Source organism: Dyadobacter sp. CY323 (genome assembly GCF_021390245.1).
Lineage (GTDB): Bacteria > Bacteroidota > Bacteroidia > Cytophagales > Spirosomataceae > Dyadobacter.
This window is the reverse complement of record NZ_JAJUXH010000001.1, coordinates 772081-789573: the sequence shown is the minus strand read 5'-3', so window position 1 is coordinate 789573 and position 17493 is coordinate 772081. Positions and strand designations below refer to the sequence as shown.

General features: G+C 47.4%; 10 protein-coding genes. 5 read left to right on the top strand and 5 right to left on the bottom strand.

Annotated features, from left to right (window positions below; translation table 11 throughout):
* The 3 genes from LZG72_RS03355 to LZG72_RS03345 form a co-directional block, all read right to left on the bottom strand.
* A partial coding sequence (locus LZG72_RS03355; protein WP_255700874.1) for a hybrid sensor histidine kinase/response regulator occupies positions 1 to 3879 on the bottom strand: 3879 nt, incomplete at its 3' end.
* A gap of 56 nt (positions 3880 to 3935) precedes the next feature.
* Positions 3936 to 4751, bottom strand: a complete 816-nt coding sequence (locus tag LZG72_RS03350; protein ID WP_233867476.1) for a sugar phosphate isomerase/epimerase — start codon at positions 4749 to 4751, stop codon at positions 3936 to 3938.
* 21 nt (positions 4752 to 4772) lie between these two features.
* Positions 4773 to 5771 (bottom strand): bestrophin family protein, encoded by a 999-nt coding sequence (locus LZG72_RS03345; RefSeq protein WP_233867474.1) that lies wholly within the window; start codon positions 5769 to 5771, stop codon positions 4773 to 4775.
* Between the two features lie 143 nt (positions 5772 to 5914).
* Here LZG72_RS03345 and LZG72_RS03340 point away from each other — a divergent pair, with 143 nt between their 5' ends.
* The 5 genes from LZG72_RS03340 to LZG72_RS03320 all read left to right on the top strand — a co-directional run bounded on the left by LZG72_RS03340 (position 5915) and on the right by LZG72_RS03320 (position 13522).
* Positions 5915 to 6502 carry an RNA polymerase sigma factor gene (locus tag LZG72_RS03340; protein ID WP_233867472.1) on the top strand — a complete coding sequence of 196 codons (588 nt, stop codon included), beginning with the start codon at positions 5915 to 5917 and terminating at the stop codon, positions 6500 to 6502.
* Between the two features lie 215 nt (positions 6503 to 6717).
* Positions 6718 to 7779 carry a FecR family protein gene (locus LZG72_RS03335; RefSeq protein WP_233867470.1) on the top strand — a complete coding sequence of 354 codons (1062 nt, stop codon included), beginning with the start codon at positions 6718 to 6720 and terminating at the stop codon, positions 7777 to 7779.
* Between the two features lie 178 nt (positions 7780 to 7957).
* Complete coding sequence (locus LZG72_RS03330) at positions 7958 to 11515, top strand: TonB-dependent receptor (RefSeq protein ID WP_233867467.1); 3558 nt, start codon at positions 7958 to 7960, stop codon at positions 11513 to 11515.
* Positions 11516 to 11528: 13 nt separating this feature from the next.
* A complete protein-coding gene (locus LZG72_RS03325; protein WP_233867465.1) occupies positions 11529 to 12989 on the top strand; it encodes a RagB/SusD family nutrient uptake outer membrane protein in 1461 nt (486 codons plus the stop codon).
* A gap of 20 nt (positions 12990 to 13009) precedes the next feature.
* A complete protein-coding gene (locus LZG72_RS03320; protein WP_233867463.1) occupies positions 13010 to 13522 on the top strand; it encodes a hypothetical protein in 513 nt (170 codons plus the stop codon).
* Positions 13523 to 13681: 159 nt separating this feature from the next.
* Here LZG72_RS03320 and LZG72_RS03315 read toward each other — a convergent pair whose 3' ends face one another.
* Both LZG72_RS03315 and LZG72_RS03310 read right to left on the bottom strand, forming a co-directional pair.
* The gene (locus tag LZG72_RS03315; protein WP_233867461.1) at positions 13682 to 15340 is read right to left on the bottom strand and encodes an FAD-dependent oxidoreductase; all 1659 of its coding nucleotides are present in this window, start codon (positions 15338 to 15340) and stop codon (positions 13682 to 13684) included.
* A gap of 23 nt (positions 15341 to 15363) precedes the next feature.
* Entirely contained in the window at positions 15364 to 17385 is a 2022-nt protein-coding gene (locus LZG72_RS03310) for an FAD-dependent oxidoreductase (protein ID WP_409017652.1), read from the bottom strand.
* Between the last annotated feature and the right edge of the window lie 108 nt (positions 17386 to 17493).

The following is a 17493-nucleotide window of genomic DNA, read 5'->3' as shown; positions in this document are numbered from 1 at the left end:
ATTGGTAAATAACTTTTCATTAATCAGGTTATCCTCCGCCATCAGAATATCCAGCGGAAACTGCACGGCGAAGTCTGTTGAAAGATCGGTTGAGGCTGCTTTCCGCACAGTTATAGAACTTTCCGGCTGCGGTTTGAGCTTCATCTGGATCATTTTACCAAGTACATTGTGCCGCACGGGCTTGGTAAGAATCGCTGAAAAAAGGTCCTTCTGGCTTTTTGCCATATCGTCGCCCACGGAACTCAGGAGGAAAATCGGTACCTCCGGATTGTCCCGTTTGATTTGAGCAGCCAGTTCTATCCCATCCATTTCAGGCATTTGCTGATCCGAGATTATAAGATCAAAATGCTGTCCGCTTTGCAGGATCTGCAACGCTTGCCTGCCCGAAGATGCGAGCGTCGGTACCAGTTTCCATTGTTCCATCTGAACCTGTAATATCCGCAGGTTCGTAATATTATCATCCACGATCAGTACCGATTTCCCCTCGTTTCCGGTTGTATTGATCAGCACATATTGTCTCAGCGACTGATTGCTAACCTTTGCATTAATTGTAAAATGAAAGCAGGTACCTTTATTCACAGTGCTTTCCACGCCGATTTGCCCGCCCATCAGCTGCACCAGTCGCTGGCTGATCACCAGTCCCAATCCGGTACCGCCGTACTTCCGCGTATGCGAAGAATCGACCTGCGAGAATGCTACGAAAAGACGGTCCAGCTTGTCGGCAGGGATACCGATGCCCGTGTCATGAATGGCAAAATACAGCTCAAAATTTTCATCGTCCACAGGTCCTTTTGAAAGCTGCACGCTGATAAAAATCTCGCCCTGCTGTGTGAATTTGATCGCATTACCCAGCAAATTAATGAGGATCTGCCGCAAACGCTGACTGTCACCGATGATCTGGTTCGGCACTCCCGGCGCGATTTCGTACACGAGGTCCAGGCCTATCGCCGCTGCTTTGGAAGAAAACAAATCCAGCACACCTTCAATGCAATCCCGCAGATCGAAGTCGATCATTTCCAGTTCCATGTTTCCCGACTCGATTTTCGAGAAATCCAGAATATCGTTGATTACGGTCATCAGACTATCACCGCTCGTGATGATCGTTTCCGTGTACTCAGACTGCTCCGGCGTCATTTCAGTTTGCGAAAGCAGCATCGCCATGCCGATCACCCCATTCATTGGGGTACGGATTTCGTGGCTCATCGTAGCCAGAAAAACACTTTTCGCCATATTGGCCTTTTCGGCTTCCTGCCTGGCAAGTTGCTCCTGCTCGTTCTGGATGTGCAGTTTTTGATTGAGTTCTCTCAAATGTCCGGACTGATCAAGCAATTCCTGTTTCTGACGAATGATCTCGCTCGTTCTCTCCTTGACTTCCCTTACCAGCAGTCTTTTTTGTTCCGCAATAACCTTGATCCTTATTTGATAAAACGCATAAATCAGCCCGAGAATGAGTATTACAGCGAGCGCTCGGAACCAAAACGTTTTCCAGAAAGGCGGGGAAATGTGAATGTTGATCTTCATTTCCTCCTTATTCCACAACCCATCGTTGTTCGCCGCCATTACCTTAAAAACATACTTACCCGGATCCAGATTCGTATAAGTCGCTTTTCGCGTGGTGCCGCTCTGGATCCAGTCTTCGTCGAATCCTTCCAGCTGGTACGCGTAGGTATTTTTCTCCGGCATGTTGTAGTTCAATGCGGCAAACTCGAAGGAAATAACCGATTTGTCGTAGGTCAATCGGATCTCTTTGGCCAGGCTGATCTGCGTGGAGAGAATGGATTGCTCGTCACCAATGGGAACCGGCTTGTTGAATACCTGAAAATCGGTCAGGTAAACCGGAGGTACAATGGTGTTTTCAATCAATTTTTCGGGATAAAAGCTGCTGAAACCGCGCTCTCCGCCAAAATACATTTCACCGTCTTTGGTCTGGTAAAACGAGTTACTTTTGAATTCGCTGCCCTGCAAACCATCTGTGAGCCCGAAATTCCGGAATGTCTTCGTCTTGGGGTAAAACTTCGAGAGCCCGTTATTCGTACTGAGCCACAAGTGGTTGCTTTTGTCTTCCAGGATGCTGTGGATCACATTACTGGCGAGTCCGTCCTTTTCTGTGTAGGCCACGAAAACCTGCTTTTTCACATCAAAATAGTTGAGTCCGCCGCCCAGCGTGCCGATCCAGAGATTTCCATTGTCGGCATCCTGGATCGTCTGGATCTTGTTATTGGAAATCGAATTGGCGTCGCCGTGGCGGTTTTGAAAACGGGTGAAGTTCTTTTTTATCGGATCAAAAAGATTTAAACCCTCAAAAGTGCCCGCCCAGATCCGGCCGTTTTTATCCTGAAAAATCTTGGTAACAATGTCCCCGCTGATGCTGGTTTTATCCAGCGGATTGTTTCGGTAATGGGTTATTTTACCCGTTTTGATGTCAAAAAAATCAAGGCCTCCTTTCCACGTGCCCAGCCAGATCCCGCCTTCACGGTCCCTGAAAATATTGTTCACATCTGCGACAGATAAACTGTTTGGATCGTTTGGGTCCGGCATGTGGTGCACAAACTTCCCCGTTTCCACATTAAACAAGTCAAACCCGCCCATATGATACGCAAGACCGAGCACGTTCTCGGAAATCCGTGTTACCGAAATCACATAGTTATTGCTGGGCGTATTGGTATCTGTGTCGCTGTGCTGGTAAGAAGTAAAGGTTTTTGATTTTCGGTCAAAAAGGTTTAATCCTCCCCCGTCCGTCCCGATCCAGATTTTGCTATCGTCTTCGTTGCCGCAAAGCGAAAGTACGAGGTTGTTGTTGAGGCCGCTTCCGTCGGGACTTTTGCGAAATGTGGTAAATTTTTTACTGAACCGCGACATGAAATTCACGCCGCCGGCATAAGTCCCTACCCATAAATTATCATTCGTATCCCGGTAAATGCAGTAAATCGAATTATCACTGATGGAAGAATTGTCGTTTTCCACGTGCCGGACCGTTGTGAATACATCAGTCGATTGGTTAAGAATGCTGATACCTCCGTTTTCCGTCCCTACCCAGAGTTTCCCGTCGCGGTTTTGTGCAATAGATAAAATGTCGCTGTGGGAAATACCGGATGGGTTACCCGGCTCATTTAAATAAGTCTTGAATGAATCGCTTTCCGGCTGGTATACAGACAATCCGCCCCCACGTGTACCGACCCAAATCCCCCCTTTATCATCTTTAAACAAAGCTTTGATCCAATCCGATTTCAGGCTTTTTTCATCATCCCCTTTTAGATAGCGACTGTACCTGGCCGTCTTATGGTTAAACTTGTATAGCCCGCGTTCACTGCCAATCCACAGATTACCCGCATTGTCCTCGGTAATCGTCGCGATGTTTGTCGGAGCCCTGAATTTGCGGTTCTCGTCAACGCGAAGGAATAATTCAAGTGAGTTTTTTTCGACATCGAAAAGAAACAAGCCGTGATTGGTCCCCAGCCAGATCCTGCCTTTGCTGTCCTGAAATATATCATTGACGCTATGTCCGGCTGACGGTGCAAAAAAGTGTTCAAAACGATCCTTTTTGCGGTTGAGCCGGTTCAGTCCGCTGGAAGTCCCCACCCACAGATTTCCGGCTTTATCTTCCAGGATATCCTGAATGTAACTGTCGTCGATGCTGTGCGGGTTATCCTTGTCGTTTTTATAATGCTTGAACGTGTAGCCGTCGAACCGGTTGAGCCCGTCTTCGCTCCCGAACCACATGAAACCTTGTTTGTCCATTAAAATGGACCCGATATGATTTTGCGAAAGTCCCCGATTTGTCGTCAGTTGGCGGAAGCTCAGATTCTGCCCGGTAGCTGTAAACCGGGATAAGCAAAGAAGAAATAAGAACAATGAATAAATTTCCCGTTGGAATTTCATCTCGCTGAGTAGGGTCTTTATCAAACTAAATTTACACAATGTAGTAAAATAGCTAGTTAATAATCACCCTGATAGCGTTTTTTTAGAAGATCCATCATAAATACATTAATATCCCACTGGTTCGCAACCGGCGTTTGGGTGTATGGCATTGCCGGCATATACGTAGCCGGCCCGAATTCCGTGTTTACCGTCAGTACCGTCCCGTTTGCTTTGTGAATTGCAGCAACGGAATCCCACCATTTAAGATGGGTTTCAAGCGTTTCAGCCCATTCGGGTGCGCGGGGATCATTCACCTGCGGCCCTTCGGGATGCCCCACCCTGCTGTGAATGTGACTGGTATGCCCGATAGCCAGGGCCACTTCCTCCTCCTGGTCTTCCAGCATGGATTCATGTACATTACACCAGTGCGATATATCGAGCGTAATGCGCAGCCCGGGGATACGCGTCAGGTAGTCCGCGGTGATGTTCGCAGCGTAAAGGCTTTTGCCCCGGTGCGTCTCGTGAATAATGGGGATGCCCGAATCCTTTGAAAGCAAATCCGCAAGCTCAAAAAGTCGTTTGTTCTTCTCAAAAGAGAAATAATCTTTTCCGGTCTGACAATTGATAAAAACCGGTTTCGCGGCAATCAGGTTTCGGAGGTATTTTTCGTAGTTACGTGCATGCTTGTCGATATCACGTTCAAAAGACTGCCAGTATTGCCCGATCAGTTCCAGGCCATTGGCGCTTAATGCTTCCAGGATCGCGTCTTTTTCATTTGGGTCAAAAGGCAAAGCCATTTCAACCCCATCATAACCTGCAGCTTTTACATTCTCGCAAAAAGTCGCAAAAGGAAGCGTATTGCCCCATTCAGGAGCATAAAATTTGATCTGCATAATCGTATGTTGTCTCTGATTCTAAAATAAGATCCCCATTTTCGGTTTCTCCCGTTGCGGGATTTCTGTATCGTTGAGCATCTCTTTCAAATCGATCTCGATATTCCTGATGATCGTAGCTAACGGTACGTCATTTAACAACCCTTCAAACGGGTTCTCGCTGATATCGCCGACGTACTCCATAAACATAAAAACCCAGGACACGATCAGGTTAAAAGGGATCAGCAGGATCATATACTTCTCACCCAGATCCACAAACTGCGGCAATAACCCGAATGGCAGCAATGTCATAAATACAAAAATGAACAGGTTGGACGTCGTCGCATATTGCCTCGGAAACGGGGTGTTTTTAATCCGTTCACTTTTACCCTGCTCGTCATACAATTGCGAAATGAGTTCCTGCAGCGAAACGTGCTGGTAGGCATCGATCCGGCCGCTTTGCCGGAGCTGGTTCAGGTGCTGCGACTGGCAATCGAGAATATGGGTGGCCATGTTCCCTTTTCCTTTCAGGTAAGCCGTTTCCCGTTCCGGTAAATGCCGCATGATTTCCGCGTCGCAAACCACTTTTGACATATTCAGAGCTTCGCGCTGCCGCTTGCTAGCACGGTCCACATGCTCCCAGCTGGTACGCGCAGCCATCGCATTCCTTAATGCATACAGCCAGGCAATGTGCCTGTAAAGAACCTCTCTCACTTCCGGACTGGCCGGCTCGTTTACTCCGGTGCCACTGGCTGCGTAAGCCTTCACCGCAGCGCCCAGAGACCGGCTATGATTGGTGATACTGCCCCAAACCTTTCTCGCCTCCCAGCTCCGGTCGTAAGATTGGTTATTTTTAAAACCTACAAAAAAAGCCGTGGCCGTACCGACCAGAGAAACCGGCAGCCAGGGAATAGCGACCCATTTCCAGTCCAGGTAATCGTAGACAAAAATGGCCATGGAGCCTGTAAAGAGTGAAAATAAAACCATCCGCCACGAATAATAATAGACGATGACGGGCGACAAATAGCGGTTTACGTACATGATTCCTGACTGAACTGTGAGTGGTGGTGAGTAAATTTTGAAATAATTAACATTATTTCAGGAACATTGCCAGCAAGTCTTTAAATTATTACATTTATTGTTTGTTAGATTTATTTAAGTCAAGTTAGGGATCGGTTAAAACCATGTTGGAGGAACAGGAATATTGGAAAGAAATGTGTCAGGGTAACTCGAGAGCTTTCGAAAAGCTTTACAGTTATTTTGCGCAAGACCTGTTCCGTTATGGTTACCGGATCTCCACCAACCACGAACTCGTCCAGGATAGCATTCAGGATTTGTTCCTGCACCTCTGGAACAAACGCAGCGACCTCGGATCGGTGCATTCTCCGCGTTTTTACCTGTACAGGTCCCTCAGAAACAAGCTGGTACGCTCATCAGAATCGGACCGTTTCGTTTTCAGTATGGACGGTGATTTGTCGGAACAGTGGTTTCCGGCCGAAAAGGACATTGAAACCAGCTGGATCACCGACGAACACAACCGGATTCAGCTCGCATTGCTTCACGAAGCATTGCGAAAGTTACCTGTCCGCCAGCAGGAAGTGATCCAGCTCCGTTATTACCACGATTTTTCGGCGGAAGAGGTCGGCCGCATGATGAATATCAACCAGCAATCCGTGCGCAACCTGCAAAACCGGGCAATGCAGCAACTCCGTTCGGAGCTCCCATTCTTCACCACCTCACTCCTCTCAATCGTATTCTACTACGCCTTCTAAAACAAAATTTCCCGACACATCTCACATCTCACATCTCACATCTCACATCTCACATCTCACACTTCCCAAAACGCCCACCTTACGCCCAAACTCTAACTTTTTACCATTTAAACCATACTTAAAAAATCTCTTGGTAATTATTTTAATATTTTTTGTGATTTTACTGAGTACGTTTTAAAAGGTCTTGTATCTGTAGGGTATAGTTAACTAACCCAATGGAGCATTACGAAAATTTTACACTTCGGGACTTTATACATGATGAGCATTTTATTCGCTGGGTGAAAAACCCCGACGCGGACAGTAATGCGCATTGGGAGGCTGTAAGAAATGCATTTCCGCATCAATCCGGATTAATGGACCACGCGGCGGGCCTCATTCACGGATTTTCCAATTTCTACCCCGAAGTCCCTGATTCCCAGATCGAGCTGGCGAGGCAGGTGATCATGGATGAGGTGTCATTCGAGAAAGAGATCCCCTTAAACAGAAAACGTTTATACTTATCAGCAGCAGCTTCCATCGCGATCCTGATCGGCGTCGCACTTTGGTTTAATCCCGCTGAAACGCCGATGCATTTCGCTAAAAACATTCTCAAAACGGAGTCGGAAATCCGTTCCTCCAACGACGGAACCACGGCGAAAACGATCACACTCGATGACGGAAGTTCCATTATATTGTCGCCAAACAGTACTGTGCGCTACAATATGGAATCGGCTGACCGTCGGGTGGTATACCTGGACGGGGAAGCGTTTTTCAATGTCGGCAGGAATCCTGACCGGCCCTTTTTTGTGTTCGCCAATGGACTTACGACCAGAGTATTAGGTACCAAGTTCAAAGTGTCCGCATACCCGGATGGCATGGATGTGAAAGTAGAAGTGACCTCGGGAAGTGTGCGCGTATATCTGACGGAAAATGGGGAGGAACAGGTTGAATCGGAAGGTTTGACGCTGACCCCGAACCAACGGGCTATTTATACCAAGAAAGATCTTCAGCTTGTGCGCTCGCTGGTGGAACAGCCAAAATCACTGGTCACCAAGGAGCAGCTGGCAACCTATACCTACACCGACACGCCCATTTCGAAGGTGTTTGACGGACTGGAAGAAATCTACGGGATCAGGGTTATTTACGATCAGGAAACATTTAAAAACTGCCGCCTGAACATGTCGCTTTCCGACGAGTCACTTTTCGAGAAACTTGAACTGATCGGAAAGATGGTGGAGGCACAATACAATGTGCTCGATGGAGAAGTGATTTTCATTGGCGAAGGCTGTACTGAATAAAGTCATTGTTAACCTAAACCCTAAACCAATGCTCAACCCGCAGGGACCTTAATGCAGTGATCTTCAAAAAATTGAACCGGCAATGCGGCAACATTACCGGTCCCGGATTTTTTGAGGCAACCGGCGGCAACCGGACACCATTGTTTTGCATTTCCAATTACAAAACCTATTTAAATTAATGAACAAAAAACTACTAAATCAAGCCTTTCTGTACCAGCTTATGAAAAGGTCACTTTTACAGCTCACCCTGGCGGTGCTATGTACCGGCATATCGCTGGCGCATACCATGAAAGCTCAAAGCGTATTGAGCCGGACGGTGAAGATCCAGGTCAAAAACCAGTCGTTTGACAAAACGCTGCTTGCGATCGAGAAAAAAGCCAATGTCAAATTTGCATACCGCTCTACCCTAACCAAACCGGATTATAATTTCAACCTGGAAGCAGCCGGCGAGCAATTGTCGGACGTTCTCGACAAGTTCCTCAACCCGTTGAAGATCAGGTACGAAGTATCCGGAGAACACATTGTTTTGAGAAAAAGCAATCAGCCTGGTGAAACGGTTAAGGAGATTGAAAATGCCGAGAGAACGCTCACCGGTACCATCATCGATGACAAGTCGGAGCCGCTTCCCGGCGTGAGCGTCATCGTGAAAGGCACACAACGCGGCACGATCAGCGACACTGATGGAAAGTATTCCATTGCATTGCCTGATGGTCCGGTTTCAATCGTCTATTCGTTTGTGGGTTATATCAACCAGGAAATACCGATCACCAACCAATCCGTGGTGGACGTTTCTTTGAAAGTGGATATGAAAGCGCTGGACGAAGTAGTGGTGGTGGGTTACGGAACGCAGAAAAAACGCGACGTTTCGACCGCCATTTCTTCTGTTTCGAGCCGCGACCTGAAAGATAAACCGATGTCTAACTTCGCGGCTGCCATGGCCGGGAAGATGGCAGGCGTTAAAATTGCGAATTCAAATACTGCACCTGGCGGTGGTACCAGCATACGGATACGCGGCGTGAGCTCGATCAATGCGAGCAATAACCCGCTGATCGTAATCGACGGTTTTCCACTGAAAGACGGTTTTAATAAGGAAGAGAACCCGCTGAACGGGATCAACGTTGCCGATATTGAATCCATTGAAGTATTGAAAGACGCTTCTTCCAGTGCCATTTATGGAACACAGGCGGCAAACGGGGTTATCCTGATCACAACCAAAAAAGGCAAGAAAGGCAAGCCAACGCTCAGCATCAACGCCAGCCGCGGTTTCGACCGGATGATCAATAAAACCGATGTTTTACACGGGAATGATTTCCTGCAATACCTCGATGACGCCCGCGCCAATGCTTACATTGTTGAAGACCCGAACTTTGGAACGGATAACCCGGACGCGCCGCAATGGCAATGGACTGATTCTCCCCAGAAACGCATTGAAAACTGGAAAAAATATTCCAGCAACGCGGCAGGTATGGCCGCTCCCGGCAACCTTTTCCCCCGATGGATCACGGTTACAGACACGATTTACAAAATGCCTTATGACACCGATTGGCAGGACCTGATCACTCGTACAGGTAGCGTCACAGATGTACAGCTTTCTGCGTCAGGTGGTACCGATAATGTCAACTACATGATCTCGGGTGGATATTTTGGCCAAAAAGGTATTGTATTGAATTCGGATTACAACCGTATCTCGTTCCGTGCAAACATCGACTTGAAACTTACTGAACGCATTCGCGCAGGTTTACTTCTGGCTCCGACACTCGAAAATTCGAACGTACTTCCCAACACCGAAGGCGGTAGCACGAGCAATCCATTTTACAATGCAGTAGCCATGCCTCCGATCTGGAACCCGACAACCGAGGACGGTACGCCGGTATTTTATGGAAATACGTTGCTGGATCCCTGGGACTGGAACTTCGCATTCTTCGTAAACCCGCTGCATTTGTTTCAGAAAAAAGATGCAAGACGGAATTTCAAAAACCTTTCGACGCTATATACGGAGATCGACATTATTAAAGGTTTGAAATTCAGGTCCGAGTTTCACACCGAATACCGCTATCGGGAACGGGATTATTTCAATCCAAGCTCTGTGCCGACCGCTTCTGCGACTTTCTCAAGATCGCAGGGTATTAATGAAACTACAAACAGGTTGTATTGGAACTCTCAGAACTTCCTGACTTTCCAACGCGAACTTGGCAAACATTCGGTGAGTGCGGTTGCGGGTTACTCGGTGGAGGAGTCGAAATACCGCGATGCCTACATGATGAAATACGATTATCCTACTGACCTTATTCCTACATTAAATCAGGCGATTACGGTTCAGAACGCACAAACAGACGCGCGTACGAACCGGTATAGTGAAGCAATGATCGGAAGTTTTGGAAGGTTGATGTACAACTTCGCCGGAAAATACTACCTGACGGGAAGTATACGTCGCGACGGTTCCTCCAAATTTGGTGCGGATAAGAAATGGGGGGTATTCCCATCCTTGTCGACAGCATGGCGTGTTTCGGATGAACCATTTTTCAAACCATTACAGAAATACATCAGCGACCTGAAAATCCGTGGTGGCTGGGGTATTATTGGTAATGCAGGAATTACCAATTACCTGGCTTTGAGTACGCTGACTTCTTCATCTTATGTATTGGGTAGCGGTTCTACCGTTTCACCATCTTACACCGAAGGCAAAATCGCCAACTCAAACCTGGGCTGGGAAGAAACAACCGACTGGGGCGCAGGGGTTGATGCAGAGTTACTCAACAACCGCATTTCCCTCAGCGTTGATTACTTCTACCGCCATACCAAAAATATGCTTTTCAGTATGCCGCTTCCTGTGATTACCGGCTTCGGTTCCTACTATGCAAATATCGGTGCGATGCGTAACCGTGGTTTTGAGTATTCGATCACCACCCGCAACCTGGTTGGCGCATTGAAATGGACTACGAATGCGAACTTATCGTACTACCGCAACCGGGTGCTGGATATTGGTAAAGACAAACGTCCATTGCTGAATAATGACGGCTACACAACTGAGGGCAGACCCATCGCAGGAATTTATGGGGCCAGTTACCTGGGACCATATCGTGACTGGGAAGATGTAAAAACTTCACCAATCGTGAATGCGAATAACCCTAGCTGGCGGTTCAGGTCCAGCCCGGGTACTCCCAAGCTTGCCGACGTGAACGGCGACGGGATCATCGACGGGAGCGACAATACGATCATTGGTTCGGCGATACCGGATTTTGTATGGGGTATGACCAACTCGTTCGAGTATAAAGGCATTGACTTTACTGTCCAAATCAATGGTACCCACGGTGGTGACATTTCAATGCGCCAGATGGAAGGTATTTACGGTAGAGGTACCGGACAAAACAACACAACGGTTGACTACTACCAGAACTACTGGACACCAACCAATCCGGATGCCAAATACACCGCACCAAGCCGCAAATCGTACGATGGTACCAACCTCAGCGGGTCACTTTTGTACAAAGGCACTTTCGTGAACTTCCAGAACATCGCGCTCGGATATACGCTGCCCCAGGAAGTTGTTGAAAAGTTGAAATTAGCGAGAGTAAGGCTTTATGCAACGGCGATTAATGCATTCTATATCACCAAGTTCCCGGGATACAATCCGGAGGCGAATGCACAAGGCGACAATTCACTTTCGCAGGGAATCAACCGGGATTCCTACCCCATGTCCAGATCGATCTCGTTCGGTGTGAACTTAACTTTCTAAATCAGGTATCAAAATGAAGCATATATTTTTAGTTTTAATCGCTGCGGTCTTATTCGTTTCCTGCTCGGAAGAGTTTCTCGACAGGCAGCCTGAGGACACTCTTTCGCCGGGCGCTTTTTACCGTAATCCGGCCGAAATGAAAACCGGGCTGGTGGGAGTTTACAAAGTGCTGCAAAGCATCTACAATCAAACCGATCTTCCCCTCATTCCGGAACTGATGTCCGATGATGGAAAAGACCGTTTCCGCACGGATGTCTGGCAGACTTTCAAGAAAACCAATGGCAACTCGCAGTCCGGCATCTGGAATAACAACTTCAAGATGATCGCCAACGCCAACTCGCTGATTGCGATCATGGCGGCTTACGTGCCGAAAAATGCGGATGAAGAAAAGACGATCAATGCGTATAAAGCAGAAGCATCGTTCCTGCGCGCATTGGGGTATTTCAATCTGGTACGGATCTATGGCGCAGTACCTCTTGTTTCTGAGCCATTTGTAGATCTATCAAAAGCATTCGGGATTGGAAGAACGCCGGTGGCTGACATTTACAGCAAGCTGATCGTCCCCGATCTTGAATTCGCAGCGGCCAACTGTCTAAAAAAATCAGAATTGAAAGGCGAAGAAGCCAGAGCTTCAAAAGGTGCTGCATTGACCATGCTGGGCAAAGTATACCTGACTTTGAACAACCATGCGAAAGCCGCAGAAGTGCTAAAAAGACTGATTGTAGATAATGAGGCCGGATCGTACTCACTTTTACCAAATTACAGCGACGTTTTCCTGGCTACGAACAAGTTTCACAACGAATCTATTTTCGAAGTAAACTTTAATGTAGCCGCAGGTCAGCCGAGCTCCTGGTTCAGATGGGTTAACAACGATGTGGGCCTGATCTGGGGAGTTGCGGGAGCGTCCAACCTCCTGATCGAGCATAACCTGATGCGTGAATTTGTAAGCACTGGAGAAACAATCCGTTACAAAACAACCATTGACTCGGGATACATTGCTTCGAGTACGATTCCGATCCAGGCCTGGGTGATCAAACACTCCCCTGCGCCTGCTCAGCTGAAACCATACAATAACACGGGGACCGATAACAATTATGTCATCACCCGTTACGCGGACGCACTTTTGATGTATGCCGAAGCATTGATGGTACTGGGTAAAAAAGACGAAGCGGTTACCTACGTGAACATGGTACGGACGAGAGCAAAAGTGCCGGCAATCACTGCCGCAGCATTGAACCTGGACGCCATCCTGCATGAAAGAAGAATGGAGCTCGCGTTTGAGGGACATCGGTATTATGACCTCGTACGGACGGGGAAAGCGGTGGAAGTACTCACAAAAGCGATCATGACGAAGGTTGATTATGACACCAACATTGCGATATCGGGACCGATCCCGGAAGAGCAGCTCATTCTCCCTATTCCTGTATCCGAGATTGAGAAGGATCAGACGTTGCCGCAAAATCCGGGTTATTAATTTTAATGAACATTTTAGAAATGAAAAAGACCTTATATCAAATTGCATTAGCATTGTTCGCAGGTGCATCGTTCATGTCTTGTCTGAAAGAAGATATCGTGGCAACACCAGGCATTAACGGTGTTAAATTTTATATGGCCAATTCGCAGGGAAAGGATTCTCTTATCACTCAGCCTGTTAGAGGAAAGGCAGTAAAGATCGTAGTAGACACTGATGCGGATATGTGTTCCGTTTGGCCGGGCGGTGCCAGAGTGATTATGAAGAAAAAGGTAAGCACGGACGGAGTTACGTTTGCCGATTCTGTTGATATGTTCAACCATCCGGTACTTACGAACAGCGATCTATACTCGGATTACGGGCTGGTAGGTGCGAAAGGATTGAAAACGACGCTTTCCAGTGAAGGCTGGTACTGCACGTATACCTATTCCAAAGCAGGAGAGTTTGATCTGGTTGTAGTTGTAACAAACCACGGTTATAACACCAATGAGTTCAAACCAGCGGTTGTGGAAGTTGGCAAACTCCAGGTAAAATAATCGCGTAAATCCCTCGCTGATCCCCTCCCGTTAATCCGGGCAGGGGATTTTTTATACCTGATCGTGAGCACACGGTTTAAAGGACCTGCCAGGCCCACACAAAGCAAAAGAGGGTACAGTCAAAATGACCGCACCCGCTTTTAATTCCAACTTTTCCTGCTACTGGTTGAACTCAAGCTTCTGCTTGTCTTTCAGCAATTGCTCACGTAATTTAGTGTAATTTACTTCCTGCACAGATACTTTGCTGTTGATCGCCTGCACGGCTGCGCTTGCTGCACTTTGGCCCAGGATCATAAATACAGGCTCCATTCTGATCGATCCGAAGGCGATGTGGGAACTAGACAAACACACGGGAACCAGCAGGTTTTTGCAATCCTCCTTTTTTGGAATAATCGAGTTGTATGAAATGCTGTAAGGCGTTTTGGGGTGAACTCCGATGTCACCTTCATTCTGTACAAACCCATCCTCTTTTACATAACGCTGCGCATTGTGGGCATCCAGCGAGTAAGAACCCATTCCTACCGACTGCGAAACCGGCTTTTTACCCATTGTCTCATTTTCTGTCATCACTTCCTGACCGATCATCCGGCGTGCTTCGCGAATATAAAGCTGATGAGGCCAGCCGCCATTGTCTTTAAATTCATCTTTCGGAAGTCCCCATTTGTTCATTTCAGCACGTACGTCAGCTGGTACCGCTTCGTCATTGCTCAGATAGTACATCAGACCTTTCTGATACAGTTCGTGTTCTTTGATGATCTCTTTTCTTCGTTCGTAAGTAGCTTCCGGATAATCATAATTCTGTCCGATAAAATCCGTGCTGAATGGGCCGTGATTGTTGGTATCGGTCTTTTTGTTAGGAATTGGATCGTACTTCTGGAATGTTTCAGTCCAGCCAGCTTTATAAACTCTTGCCAGCAGCTCGTACTTCGAACGATCATAGCCTGCGGGTTTAGGGAAAGCGATACGGTTCTCAGGGTTGGAGGATAAACACATCCGGAAGCAATAAGCCTGGATTTTGTCATCGCCTTCTCCGTTTTTACCAATTTTTTCATCGGTTACGTATGGAAGCAAACCACTTTTCGGGTCACCCTCGATTTTATACGGGCTAACGTCTTTCTGAAAATAATGCTTATGCTGAAATACGCCCGCCTGAATCCCATTCCATTGCTCGTTATACACGCTGTTTGCTTCCCGGCCCACGTGGTATTTCACTCCCGCCGAAGCCATCAGATCGCCCTCATAAGTCGCGTCGATGAACATTTTACCTTTAAAGGTTTTGCCGCTCAATGTCTTGATAGAAACAATCTGACCATCCTTTTTTTCAACACCTTTTTCACGGTCGAGCCACTCGTCGCGGTATACTTTAAGGTTGTTTTCTTTCACAAAATCTTCAAAAACGCGTTCTGCGATTCTTGGCTCGAAAATCCACATAGTACGGTCGGCCCCATCCATCGCAGGTGTTCCCTGGCCCTTATTTCCATACTCCGTTTTCTTCTGCCACTGCCACGTCTCAGGTTTATCATAATACATATAAACACGGTGGTAAAACTCGCGGGCAAGTCCACCGATCACCGACTTATTTCCGGTATCAGTAAAACCCAGACCGCCGGAAGAAAGGCCACCCAGGTGTTTATCGGGAGAAACGATGAGTACTGTTTTTCCTTCCTTTACAACCTGCACAGCCGCGGTAATGGCCGCACAAGTTCCACCATAGACGATGACGTCGGCCTGGTAGGGATCTTTTTTCTGCCCGTTTGAGTCGCAGGATACCAAACTAAAAAAAGACAATAGAATTAAACACACAAAATTAAGCTTCATTGCAATGAAAGGTTTAGTGAAAATCATTTAGAACCGGGGACCATTAAAACTGCATCCGCGAAAACAAGCCCGTCGGCCTCTTTGTTGGAAATCTCCACAAAAGGTTTCTGCCCTTTTTGAATATCATACGTACCCAGAAAAACCCATTCGCCCGAAGTTTGTCCCACGACCTCGATATCCGCAGTCTTCAAAAGAACATCCTTCTTTACTTTACCGTCAGAAACGACCAGAGAGATTTTGGACGATAGTCCCGGCAACTTGGGAAAGTAAATATATGCTCCATATTTACCACTTTGGGAAATAACCGGACTGAACCGCACGGACTGTACTCCCGAGCCGGCCGCTTCCGAAGAAAGCAATGAAGGTCCGTACCCGCCACGTTTCACCGTTTTCCAGTTTCCCGAAATGCTTACCTTTTCCTTATCCTCATTGTCGGCGAGCACATGCTGGATCGATCCGTCTACCAGCGGTTTTGTATTCAGCAGCTCCCGGAGTTTGGATACATTCAGTTTCTGAACATTGACTTTCGCATCAATGGCCATTGCCGCCGCAGTGGCTGCGGATTGAGCAAGTACCATGAAAACCGGCTCCATACGGATCGACCCATACGCAATGTGCGTTGCAGAAAGACATACCGGAACCAGCAGGTTTCCGCACTCTTTTTCCTTTGGTATAATGGCATTGTAAGAAATGGGATATGGACCAAAACCGCCTACTTCGACATTGCCTTCATTCTTCACCACCCCATTCACTACAATGCGCTGAATGTTGTGCGAATCCATGGTATATGCCGCCATGCCCACACCGTCTTCTACGACTACTTTACCCTCGCAGTTGGCCTGGGTCATCACGTAATTACCTACCATGCGGCGGGCTTCACGGATGTACAGCTGCGGTGACCAGTTGCCGGTGTCGGTATACTCATCTTTTGGATATCCCCATTTCAGCATCTCATTTCTCAGTTCCTGGGGCACCCGCGGATCATGTCCGACGAAATATAAAAGACCTTTTGTATACACTTCATGATCTTTAATGACTTTGGCACGGGTTGCATAATCACCATCCGGATAGTCATAATTCATGCCGATCATGTCGGTTGAAAATCCATTGCGGTTGTTGATGTCCGTTTTGCTGTTCGGCATCCTGCTCCAGATAAAATAATCGTTCAGCGTTTTTCTTTCCGGCTGTTTGGCCATCAATCGCAAAAGCAGCTCGTAGCGTGTCGCGTCGTAGCCCTCGGGAAGTGTAATGGGGATCTGATTGGCTGGGTCCGATGTCAGACAGATCCGGTAATTGTAAGCCTGGGCCTTTTTATCGCCGGTTCCGGTTGGCGCAAGTTTTTCGTCCGAAATTCCCCACAAAAGTCCGCTTTCCGGTTTGCCTCGTGTTTTATACGGATCAATCCCATTCGGGAACTGATGTCCATTCATCAGCTGCACGCCATTAATGGTTTCATTGTATTCGGCATTCGCTTCTCTGCCCACAGCGTAGGATACGCCGGCACGGGCCATCAGATCTCCTTCGTACGAACAGTCAATAAACATCGCCGCCTCGATCGTGATGTTGGTCGACGCCTCGGGTTTAATGCTATTTTCGAGCGCGATGGACTGGATAGTTGATCCGCTTTTACTGGCTGAAACGATCCTGTAATTGTAATTGACCTTGATACCCGCCTCGTCGAGATACTGCTGCAGATATTTCTTGGCAACATGGGGTTCAAAAATCCATTGTTCGAACCTGCCGTAGTGCTTTCCGAGACGCCGGTAAAAATCCAGCGACAATCCTGAAATCGCATATTTATTACCAATATCCGTTTGTCCAAGACCTCCCGAAGTCATCCCTCCCAGGTGCATTCCAGGTTCGATCAGCATCACCGACTTGCCCATTTTTTTTGCCGTATAGGCAGCGATCACACCAGCGGCCGTTCCTCCATAAATGCAGATATCTACTTTGTTCGGGGCTTTACCAACGGTTTCAGACTTAAACTGAAACCCCGACAAAAGGAATGCAATGAAACAGGCTACGTGTGTCAATGTCATTTTCATCATAAATCTATTAGTTTGATCAAAAATTCAGTTTTAAGGGATCCCCGGGACTTCAATACCGGTTTGACAAGGTTGATATTGAAGTTTTCAGAGATCCCCGGATGATTC

Coding starts and splice junctions, on each gene's coding strand:
- LZG72_RS03315 (WP_233867461.1), bottom strand. CDS start 15,340: ATGAAGCTTAATTTTGTGTGTTTAATTCTATTGTCTTTTTTTAGTTTG.
- LZG72_RS03330 (WP_233867467.1), top strand. CDS start 7,958: ATGAACAAAAAACTACTAAATCAAGCCTTTCTGTACCAGCTTATGAAA.
- LZG72_RS03345 (WP_233867474.1), bottom strand. CDS start 5,771: ATGTACGTAAACCGCTATTTGTCGCCCGTCATCGTCTATTATTATTCG.
- LZG72_RS03320 (WP_233867463.1), top strand. CDS start 13,010: ATGAAAAAGACCTTATATCAAATTGCATTAGCATTGTTCGCAGGTGCA.
- LZG72_RS03335 (WP_233867470.1), top strand. CDS start 6,718: ATGGAGCATTACGAAAATTTTACACTTCGGGACTTTATACATGATGAG.
- LZG72_RS03340 (WP_233867472.1), top strand. CDS start 5,915: ATGTTGGAGGAACAGGAATATTGGAAAGAAATGTGTCAGGGTAACTCG.
- LZG72_RS03350 (WP_233867476.1), bottom strand. CDS start 4,751: ATGCAGATCAAATTTTATGCTCCTGAATGGGGCAATACGCTTCCTTTT.
- LZG72_RS03325 (WP_233867465.1), top strand. CDS start 11,529: ATGAAGCATATATTTTTAGTTTTAATCGCTGCGGTCTTATTCGTTTCC.
- LZG72_RS03310 (WP_409017652.1), bottom strand. CDS start 17,385: ATGAAAATGACATTGACACACGTAGCCTGTTTCATTGCATTCCTTTTG.